This is a genomic window from Shewanella gelidimarina, from assembly GCF_023283945.1.
GTDB lineage: Bacteria > Pseudomonadota > Gammaproteobacteria > Enterobacterales > Shewanellaceae > Shewanella > Shewanella gelidimarina.
The window spans coordinates 69,889-79,319 of the sequence record NZ_JAKIKW010000025.1; the positions used below are offsets into that span (position 1 = coordinate 69,889).

The following is a 9,431-nucleotide window of genomic DNA, read 5'->3' on the forward strand; positions in this document are numbered from 1 at the left end:
AGAAAGCCCGCACAATTGCGGGCTTTCTTGTATCTAAACGATAGCAATACCATTAGATACAGTTCCCCCAAGCGGCAGGCTCTTGATTTCTCATTATGAAAAATAACCTTAAAAGAGATATTACAATGAACAACGCATTATCCACCAAGGCAGGAGCATAAGCATGGCACAAAACACAATGGCCAAAGTGGTGACTCAAAAGGAAGCACTCGCTTATCATGACGACCCATTACGCTTATACCAGCATGTGACTAACGATGCGCCGCATACTATGTTGCTTGAGTCCGCAGAGATTGAGAGTAAAGATCACCTTAAAAGTATTATATTGACCCATGCGGCAATGAAGATCCGTTGCGATGGCTACACGCTATTGTTTCAGGCATTGACTGAAAATGGTCAAACGTTACTAGACCCCATTAAGGGCTTTTTCACCGCAAACTTTCCGACAACAGAGTTTATCGAATCATCTAGCCACACGTTAACCGTCAAACTACAAAAAAATAGCAACCAGCTTGATGAAGACGCACGCTTAAAGTCTACCTCTCCGTTGGATGGCTTAAGAATGCTGGTCAAGCATATTCGCTGTGACAAAACCCCTGCTTTTGAAGACCTCTTTTTGGGCGGCGTACTCTCTTACGACTTGATTGATACTGTTGAACCATTACCTCAAGTACCAGAAGGCGACAATAGCTGCCCGGACTATCTATTCTATCTCGCAGAGACCTTAATTCTGGTCGATCATCAGCAGCAAAGCGCTGATATCATTACGCATCAGTTTGATACGTTAGCCGAGCCACGCAATGAAAAGATCCAAGCCACATTGGCGAGTCGCATGGCTCAGCTGCAACATACCTGTCAATCACTCCCTGCGGTTGCTGCGCTAAACGTGGTCAATGCCGAGACGCGGGTCAACATCTCCGATAGCGAGTTTAAGCAAACGGTCAACGACTTAAAGCAGCACATTATCGCTGGCGATATCTTCCAGGTCGTGCCCTCTCGTAGCTTTAGTTTGCCATGCCCTAATACGCTCGGTGCGTATCGTGCCCTTAGGCTCACTAACCCAAGTCCCTACATGTTTTACTTTAGAGGCGAAGGCTTCACACTCTTTGGCGCGTCTCCTGAAAGTGCGCTTAAATATGAGGCCAGTACTAACCAAGTTGAGATCTATCCCATCGCAGGCACCCGTAAGCGCGGTAAAACAGCCAATGGCGACATTGATTTTGATCTTGATAGCCGCAATGAACTGGAACTGCGTCTTGATAAAAAAGAGTTATCAGAACACATTATGTTGGTCGATTTAGCCCGTAACGATGTGGCGCGGATCAGTCAAAGTGGTACGCGTAAAGTCCCTGAATTATTGAAAGTTGACCGTTATTCCCATGTCATGCACCTCGTCAGCCGAGTCACAGGGCAATTAAGAACTGATCTTGACGCCTTACATGCATATCAAGCCTGTATGAATATGGGCACCTTAACGGGCGCGCCTAAAGTCAGTGCCGCGCAGCTTATTCGCGGCGCAGAAAAAACACGACGTGGTAGTTACGGCGGCGCCGTGGGCTACCTAAACGGACTCGGTGATATGGATACCTGTATTGTGATCCGCTCCGCCTTTGTCAAAGACGGAACCGCGTATATCCAAGCCGGTGCTGGCGTGGTGTATGATTCAGACCCACAAGCTGAAGCAGATGAAACAAGACAAAAAGCACAAGCCGTCATTTCAGCCATCAAGATGGGAGGTGGACGATGAAAATCTATCTACTCGATAACTTCGACTCATTCACTTATAACCTAGTGGACCAATTTAGAAGCCTTGGCTATGAGGTTATTATTTATCGAAATGATGTCGATGCTGACTTTATCGCCGATAAGTTACTCAATGAAACACAACCAGCGGCATTAGTGTTGTCACCAGGTCCTGGTGCCCCCCATGAAGCGGGTTCATTAATGGCATTGATTGCCAATGTCGCAGGTAAAGTGCCCATGCTGGGGATCTGCTTAGGTCACCAAGCGCTGATTGAACATTATGGCGGCAAAGTCGAGCGAGCAAAACAAGTGGTACATGGTAAAGCCAGTCCTACCGAGCATAATGGTAAAGGCATATTTGCCAACCTGCCCTCGCCTCTGCCTGTTGCCCGATACCACAGCCTTGTGGCCACTCAGGTACCAGACTGCCTAGAGATTATTGCCACCACAGAAGACATGCCAATGGCGATTATTCATCAACAAGATAACGCGGTGGGTTTTCAGTTTCATCCCGAATCCATACTCACCACGCTTGGCAGCCAGTTGTTAGTGCAGTCATTAGATTACCTTGCACAATCATTAACCTTAACTAATGCCAAACTTGACGAAAAAGGATAACAAAGTAATGAGCCAAACTAACAACAATGCCCCACTGCTTGAATCTCTTTATCGTGGTGAAAGCCTCAATCGTCAAGATGCTAAAAAGTTGTTTAGCAGTATCATTCAAGGCGAAATGAATGAAGTCACCATGGCCGGTATGCTGGTTGCGATGAAAATGCGCGGCGAAACAATTGATGAAATATCTGGCGCAGCTGACGCGTTAAGAGCAGCCGCAAAACAATTCCCAACCCCAAATGAGCGTACGGTAGCGCAAGGGATTGTGGATATTGTTGGCACTGGCGGCGATGGCCACAACACCATCAACATCTCCACTACCGCCGCTTTTGTGGCCGCGGCAGCAGGCGCAAAAGTCGCCAAACATGGTAACCGCAGTGTTTCCAGTAAATCGGGTTCATCGGATCTATTAGCCCAATTTGGCATTGATTTAACCATGGCACCTGAAACCGCACGAGACTGTTTAGATAACCTAGGCCTGTGCTTTTTGTTTGCGCCGCATTATCACGGCGGTGTCGCCCATGCCGTGCCCGTGCGCCAAGCACTGAAAACCCGTACCCTGTTTAATGTTCTTGGGCCATTAATTAACCCATCGCACCCTGACTTTATGTTACTTGGGGTGTATAGCGCAGAACTTGTCGCACCAATCGCACAAGTGGTCAAAGCCCTGGGTATTAAGCGGGCGATGGTGGTTCACGGTAGCGGTCTTGATGAAGTCGCAATACACGGTAAAACCTTGGTGCATGAGCTTAATGAAGGCAGCATTACTGAGTATTACCTCACCCCGAGTGAACTTGGCGTGGAGACCGCACAATTGACTGACCTTGAGGGCGGTGCGCCGGAAGAAAATGCTGCTTTTACCCGAGCTATCCTACAAGGTAAAGGCAAAACAGCCCATATGAATGCGGTAGCCGTTAACGCTGGTTGCGCCTTATATGTCGCTGGAGTGGCGGATTCAGTCAAAGCCGGTACTGCGCTTGCGTTAGCGACCATTGAAAGTGGCAAAGCGTATGAACTACTCACTGAGCTTGCCAATGCAAGCCAAGCGGGAAAAGGAGCTTAGTGTGAGCCACAAAATTAATATCAGCACTCATATAAAAACCGATAGCGATTTAAGAGAAACATCAATGGCCAATGATACGACAACTAAAGTAAGCAATGTATTAACCAAAATTGTTGATACTAAACCTGCCCATATTGCCGCATTAAAACGGCGTTTCCCTGAGGCTAGCTTAATGCCTAAGCAGTCAGACCGCAGTCTGTTTGATGCACTCAAAGCGCCCAATGCGGGCTTTATCTTAGAGTGTAAAAAAGCCAGTCCATCGAAAGGCCTTATCCGCGATGTATTTGACGTGGATGCTATAGCCGATGTTTACAACCACTACGCTGCCGGGATCTCAGTATTAACCGACGAACAGTTTTTCCAAGGCGACATGGATTACATCCCTAGAGTCCGTGCCCGTGTTCGCCAACCTATTTTGTGTAAAGACTTTTTCGTTGACGAATACCAAATAAAACTTGCTGCCCATCAAGGTGCCGATGCCATATTGTTAATGCTCTCGGTGCTCGATGATAAGCGATATCAAGCACTGGCGAGCGAAGCTGCAAAATATCAATTAGACATTTTAACCGAGGTCAGCAACGAAGTAGAATTGAGCCGCGCCATTGCACTTAACTCCGCCATTATCGGAATTAATAACCGCAATCTACGTGACTTATCAACGGATTTAGCCACCACAGAAGCGCTAGCGCCGCATATTCCGGCTGATCGCGTCGTTATCAGTGAGTCAGGGATCTACAATCAAGCACAGGTACGCCGTTTGGCGCCATTGGTTGATGGTTTTCTGGTTGGTAGCTCATTAATGGCAGCAGATGACTTAGACTTAGCCTGCAGAACCTTAACCTTGGGCCACAATAAAGTCTGCGGCTTAACCCGCATTGAAGATCTGGTTGAGGTGGCAAAAAAAGGCGCCGTTTATGGGGGATTAATTTTTGCTGAAAAATCGCCCCGAGCCGTGAGCAAAGCGCAAGCCATTGAACTTGTCCGTCAGCTCGATGCATCGGGCCACAGGCTTAACCTTGTGGGTGTTTTTGTCAACGAAAGCAGCAATATTATCGCCTCACTTGCCAGTCAACTGGGGCTATATGCAGTGCAACTGCATGGACAAGAAACCTCGCTTGAAATAGACGACCTTCGCAGCGCGCTGGCAGCGTTAAAAGCTGATTGCCAGATTTGGAAAGCGGTTGCAGTGAAAAGCGACAGTATCGATACCAAATTAGACATTCCGACAAATGTCGATCGTATTTTATTCGACAGTAAAAGTGACGGTCAGTTTGGCGGTACTGGGCAAGTATTTGATTGGCAACAAGCTATCCCTAATCGCAGCGAAGCACTTTTAGCCGGAGGCTTAAGCGCGGATAACGCCAAGCTTGCCGCTAACCAAGGCTTTTATGGGCTCGATTTTAACAGTGGCCTAGAACAAAGCCCGGGCGTTAAAGATCATCAGAAGATAGCCCAAACATTTAGCCATCTACGTCAGTACTAAGCACACATAAAGCGCGAATAGTGCGCTACAACAGCTCCCTCTGTATGCCCACATAACACGTGTCGGCCTGCAGACAGAAATGAACGATAAAGGAACAGATTATGAGTAAGTTAAACCCCTATTTTGGGGAATATGGCGGAATGTACGTCCCGCAAATTTTGATGCCAGCCCTAAAGCAGCTAGAAACCGCCTTTATCGAAGCGCAAGAAGATGAAGCGTTTCAAAAAGAGTTTACTGACCTACTCAAAAACTATGCTGGTCGCCCAACAGCGCTCACGCTAACCCGTAACCTTAGCCCTAACCCATTGGTTAAAATTTACCTAAAGCGTGAAGACTTACTTCACGGCGGCGCGCACAAGACTAACCAAGTGTTAGGCCAAGCGCTGTTGGCAAAACGCATGGGTAAAAAAGAGATCATCGCAGAAACGGGCGCGGGTCAGCACGGCGTGGCGACTGCCCTTGCCTGTGCATTGCTTAATTTGAAATGCAAGGTCTACATGGGCGCGAAAGACATTGAACGTCAATCGCCTAATGTCTTTAGAATGAAGCTAATGGGCGCCGAAGTTATTCCGGTCACCTCAGGTTCTGGCACCCTAAAAGATGCCTGTAATGAAGCAATGCGCGACTGGTCTGGTAGTTACGAAAAAGCGCACTATTTATTAGGCACGGCGGCAGGTCCACATCCGTTCCCTACCATAGTACGTGAATTTCAACGCATGATTGGCGCTGAGACTAAAAAGCAAATTCTTGAGCGTGAGGGACGCCTACCCGATGCGGTTATCGCCTGTGTCGGCGGTGGCTCCAATGCTATTGGGATGTTTGCCGACTTTATCGATGATGAAGAAGTCGCGCTTATCGGTGTTGAACCTGCTGGAAAAGGCATTGATACCCCCATGCATGGCGCACCGCTAAAGCACGGTAAAACCGGCATTTTCTTCGGTATGAAAGCCCCATTGATGCAAGACAGTGAAGGTCAAATAGAAGAGTCATACTCGGTATCTGCCGGGCTTGATTTCCCCTCAGTCGGCCCGCAACATGCACACCTGGCCGCCATTGGCCGTGCAACGTACGAGTCTGCGACTGATGATGAAGCATTAGAAATGTTCCAGTTGTTAGCCCGTAGCGAAGGTATTATTCCGGCACTTGAATCAGCACATGCAATAGCCTATGCCGTCAAGCTTGCAAAAGAAGCGACCAAAGAGACCCTATTAGTGGTGAACCTTTCAGGTCGTGGCGACAAAGATATCTTTACCGTGGCCGACATATTAGAAACCCAAGCAAAAGAAAAATCAGCGCAGGAGAGTGGCAATGAGTAATCGTTATCAGGCAGCATTCGCGGCCCTAGATAAGAAGAATCAAGGTGCATTCGTCCCCTTTGTGACCTTAGGCGATCCCTCTCCTGAGTTGTCACTGAAGATTATTGATACCTTAGTTGAAAATGGCGCTGATGCACTTGAGCTTGGTTTCCCATTTTCAGATCCACTCGCCGATGGCCCAGTGATCCAAGGGGCAAACCTGCGTTCACTCGCCGCTGGTACTACGCCAACCCAGTGCTTTGACATGCTCACAGCCATTCGTGCTAAATACCCAGACTTGCCTATTGGCTTACTGCTTTACGCCAACCTTGTATTCGCTAATGGCATTGATGCTTTCTATGCTAAAGCCCAAGCCGCTGGCGTAGATTCAGTGCTTATTGCTGATGTCCCCGTTGAGGAAGCAGACCCTTTTATTGCGTCAGCTAAAGCGCATGGCATAGCGCCGATTTTTATCGCACCGCCAAATGCAGACAGCGAAACATTGCAACTCGTTAGCGATAAAGGCGAAGGTTACACCTATCTGCTGTCACGTTCAGGCGTAACAGGCACAGAGTCAAAAGCCGGTATGCCAATCACCGAGATCCTTAACCGTTTAAAAGAGTTTAATGGCGCGCCGCCATTGCTTGGTTTTGGTATTGCAGAACCCTCGCAAGTTAAAGCAGCCATTGACGCGGGTGCCGCGGGCGCTATTTCGGGCTCTGCTGTGGTAAAAATCATCGACACCAACAAAGACAATGAAGCCAATTTACTCAGCGCACTGGCTGAATTTACTCGCAACATGAAAGCAGCGACGGCTCGTTAATCACCACGGGGGATAAGTCTTCCCTCGTCAAACCTAAGAGCGCGACAGACTAATAGCTGCTGCGCTTTTTTATTGATTTTTGTTGCCAATTGTACCTAAGTAGCCCTGCTATTAACTAGAGATCATCCATCGGACTACTTGTTCCCGCATAGTGCAGCCCTAAAACATGCGTATAAATCTGAGTGGTATTGAGATCATTATGCCCTAGTAACTCTTGCACGGTACGGATGTCCCGCCCTTTCTCTAGTAAATGGGTGGCAAATGAGTGCCTAAAAGTATGGCAAGTGACTCTTTTACTTATATTTGCTAGTTGCACAGCCGGTTGCAGCTTTTTTCTAACAGTGCTGTCATGCCTATGGTGACGACAAGTGATTCCGGTTATCGGGTGCTGGCAAATATTTTTAGACGGAAATACAAACATCCAAGCTGTTTGACGGTAAGCATTAGGGTATTTTTTACCCTGCGCAAATGGGAGCGATGGTCCTATACCATTGAGGTTATCTGCTTGTTGTAGCACAATCGCTTTTTCTATGTAATGAGTCAATTGCTTGGCACTACTCTGGCTCAATAGTGTTTGACGGTCTTTATTTCCTTTCCCATCCCTAATTAACAAGGAGAAGTTATCAAGATTGATATCTTGGATCCTCAGCCTTAAACATTCGTTAACACGCAAGCCACTGCCGTATAATATTTCAATAATTAATTTAGCAGTCCCCTTTAGATGCGATAGTACTTTGCTGACCTCTTTTTTACTTAGTACTGTTGGTAACCGACGTTGCTTACTGGCAAGGGTAAAACCCAAATCCCCGAGTTCAATGTGCAAATATTTATGGTACAGAAATACTAAGGCATTCAGGGCAACTTTCTGGGTGTTGACTGCGACATGTCCATTGGTCGTAAGCCAACTCAGAAAACACTTAACCTCTAGCGCACCGATCTCTGACGGATGCTTTTTATGATTAAAAAGTATGTAACGCTTAATCCAATATAGGTATGACTTTTCGGTTCTGATGCTATAACCACGTAAACGGATATCTTGTCGAATAGCTTCTAAAAAGGGACTTGAGGACATAATTCCGCCAACCTCTAACACTGTACTTACATACAGTATTATTGATATTATTCAAAAATCAAGTTGAGTAATTGTACTGGCTGCACGATTTGCTATTGTTAAAAAAAATAAAGTAATGTAACTTCAATGAGATAAGAGATTCGTCTGCGCATTTTGCAGGACATACGAGGCAAATTAGTCTCTATTCTCGTTTTTCCAGCAGGTGATTTGGGAATGATCGTTAAAATCGGTTATATATTAATTACTTATTAATGCACGCGTTGGCTGGTCTAACCTGATAAATGCGCAAGGCGTGTATACAAATGTTATGCAGGAATAGAACTTGGAAGCATTTAACTTACTTACAACAATCATCTTTGTTCCTTTGGGTATATTAGGCTTATTGCTAGCAATGCCTTTCTCTTTAGTTAAAGAAACTGAAATGGAAAGTATAAGGCCTCATCCATATCACTTAGTGGTGAGAAAGTTTTGGCACCCATATAGAAACTTAGAAATTAAATCTGGTGCATTAGGTTATATTTTACTAATGGGAGGAGTAAATGATTTTGGTTCTCCGGAAAGAGACTTAATTTTTGATTTCTTATTTATCGGTTCTCTTTTATCATATTTTATCTTTTGCTTTTGGGGTTATTTCTTTCCAGATAAAAAAGCAACGAAAGAGAGTCTTATTTTTATCTCAATTTTAGCTCTCTTTATTTGTTGTAAGAAAATTGGCTTTATTGGAGCTGGTTTTTTATATATGTATGGTGGCCTCATATTCTTATATTGGTCATTCAAGTTAGTTACAAGAAAAGAAACAGATAAATTTGAGAATGCATAACAAAGGCATGCACCCGACCTCCGGCAATTCGCACCTTTTTTGCGGTGGGTCTGCAAAAAAGTCGCCAATTACCTCCGGCTGGTGATGCCGGCGTTATGTGCAAATGGATTATCAAATTTTGAGTCGATTAATAAAACTATTTTTTGTACCTGTTTTAGGGATATTAATTGGCATAGCGCCTAAATTATTTATAGATTCATTTGACTCTATTTTTAATGTTTATGGTACACACTTATCGTTGGGTAATTGGTTAGTGTTTTTGATTTTTATTATTACTATTCTTTATGATTTTGTTCTTTTTTTGTACTTACTAAATACTTGTAAAGCAGATAAAGTCTTGCCATCAATAGCTATACTATTTTTAGTTTTGGAATGGTTTTTAGCAAGTAGGTGGCTCTAATTGCACATAACGAATAAGGATAGGCCGCGCGTAGCCGCGTCCTTATCCCGATTGTTGAACAAGCCCGAGTGATACCTTTATAGTGTAAATATCAGCGTAAGATCTTACGCTTTTTTG

8 protein-coding genes are annotated in these 9,431 nt (G+C 45.4%); 7 read left to right on the forward strand and 1 reads right to left on the reverse strand.

Annotated features, from left to right (window positions below; all coding sequences use genetic code 11):
* Positions 1-163 precede the first annotated feature (163 nt).
* The 6 genes from L2729_RS18165 (at position 164) to trpA (ending at position 7,022) form a co-directional block, all read left to right on the forward strand.
* Positions 164-1,747 carry an anthranilate synthase component 1 gene (locus L2729_RS18165; protein ID WP_248989524.1) on the forward strand — a complete coding sequence of 528 codons (1,584 nt, stop codon included), beginning with the start codon at positions 164-166 and terminating at the stop codon, positions 1,745-1,747.
* Complete coding sequence (locus tag L2729_RS18170; RefSeq protein ID WP_248989525.1) at positions 1,744-2,361, forward strand: aminodeoxychorismate/anthranilate synthase component II; 618 nt, start codon at positions 1,744-1,746, stop codon at positions 2,359-2,361. Before L2729_RS18165 ends, L2729_RS18170 begins: the two co-directional genes overlap by 4 nt.
* 7 nt (positions 2,362-2,368) lie before the next feature.
* Positions 2,369-3,421, forward strand: coding sequence for an anthranilate phosphoribosyltransferase (gene trpD, locus L2729_RS18175; RefSeq protein ID WP_248989526.1), 1,053 nt, complete (start codon positions 2,369-2,371; stop codon positions 3,419-3,421).
* A gap of 64 nt (positions 3,422-3,485) precedes the next feature.
* Positions 3,486-4,904, forward strand: coding sequence for a bifunctional indole-3-glycerol-phosphate synthase TrpC/phosphoribosylanthranilate isomerase TrpF (trpCF, locus tag L2729_RS18180; protein ID WP_248989534.1), 1,419 nt, complete (start codon positions 3,486-3,488; stop codon positions 4,902-4,904).
* A gap of 101 nt (positions 4,905-5,005) precedes the next feature.
* Positions 5,006-6,220, forward strand: a complete 1,215-nt coding sequence (trpB, locus tag L2729_RS18185; RefSeq protein WP_248989527.1) for a tryptophan synthase subunit beta — start codon at positions 5,006-5,008, stop codon at positions 6,218-6,220.
* Positions 6,213-7,022 (forward strand): tryptophan synthase subunit alpha, encoded by an 810-nt coding sequence (trpA, locus tag L2729_RS18190; protein ID WP_248989528.1) that lies wholly within the window; start codon positions 6,213-6,215, stop codon positions 7,020-7,022. Before trpB ends, trpA begins: the two co-directional genes overlap by 8 nt.
* Before the next feature lie 115 nt (positions 7,023-7,137).
* Here trpA and L2729_RS18195 read toward each other — a convergent pair whose 3' ends face one another.
* Positions 7,138-8,097, reverse strand: coding sequence for an integron integrase (locus tag L2729_RS18195; protein ID WP_346347768.1), 960 nt, complete (start codon positions 8,095-8,097; stop codon positions 7,138-7,140).
* A 319-nt stretch (positions 8,098-8,416) separates the two neighbouring features.
* Between L2729_RS18195 and L2729_RS18200 the strand changes: the two genes are divergently transcribed.
* Positions 8,417-8,914, forward strand: a complete 498-nt coding sequence (locus L2729_RS18200) for a hypothetical protein (protein WP_248989530.1) — start codon at positions 8,417-8,419, stop codon at positions 8,912-8,914.
* Positions 8,915-9,431 lie beyond the last annotated feature (517 nt).

What these genes read in the sequence shown, in the direction of transcription:
- L2729_RS18165 (WP_248989524.1), top strand. Translation starts at nt 164, where the DNA reads ATGGCACAAAACACAATGGCCAAAGTGGTGACTCAAAAGGAAGCACTC.
- L2729_RS18170 (WP_248989525.1), top strand. Translation starts at nt 1,744, where the DNA reads ATGAAAATCTATCTACTCGATAACTTCGACTCATTCACTTATAACCTA.
- trpA (WP_248989528.1), top strand. Translation starts at nt 6,213, where the DNA reads ATGAGTAATCGTTATCAGGCAGCATTCGCGGCCCTAGATAAGAAGAAT.
- trpD (WP_248989526.1), top strand. Translation starts at nt 2,369, where the DNA reads ATGAGCCAAACTAACAACAATGCCCCACTGCTTGAATCTCTTTATCGT.
- trpCF (WP_248989534.1), top strand. Translation starts at nt 3,486, where the DNA reads ATGGCCAATGATACGACAACTAAAGTAAGCAATGTATTAACCAAAATT.
- trpB (WP_248989527.1), top strand. Translation starts at nt 5,006, where the DNA reads ATGAGTAAGTTAAACCCCTATTTTGGGGAATATGGCGGAATGTACGTC.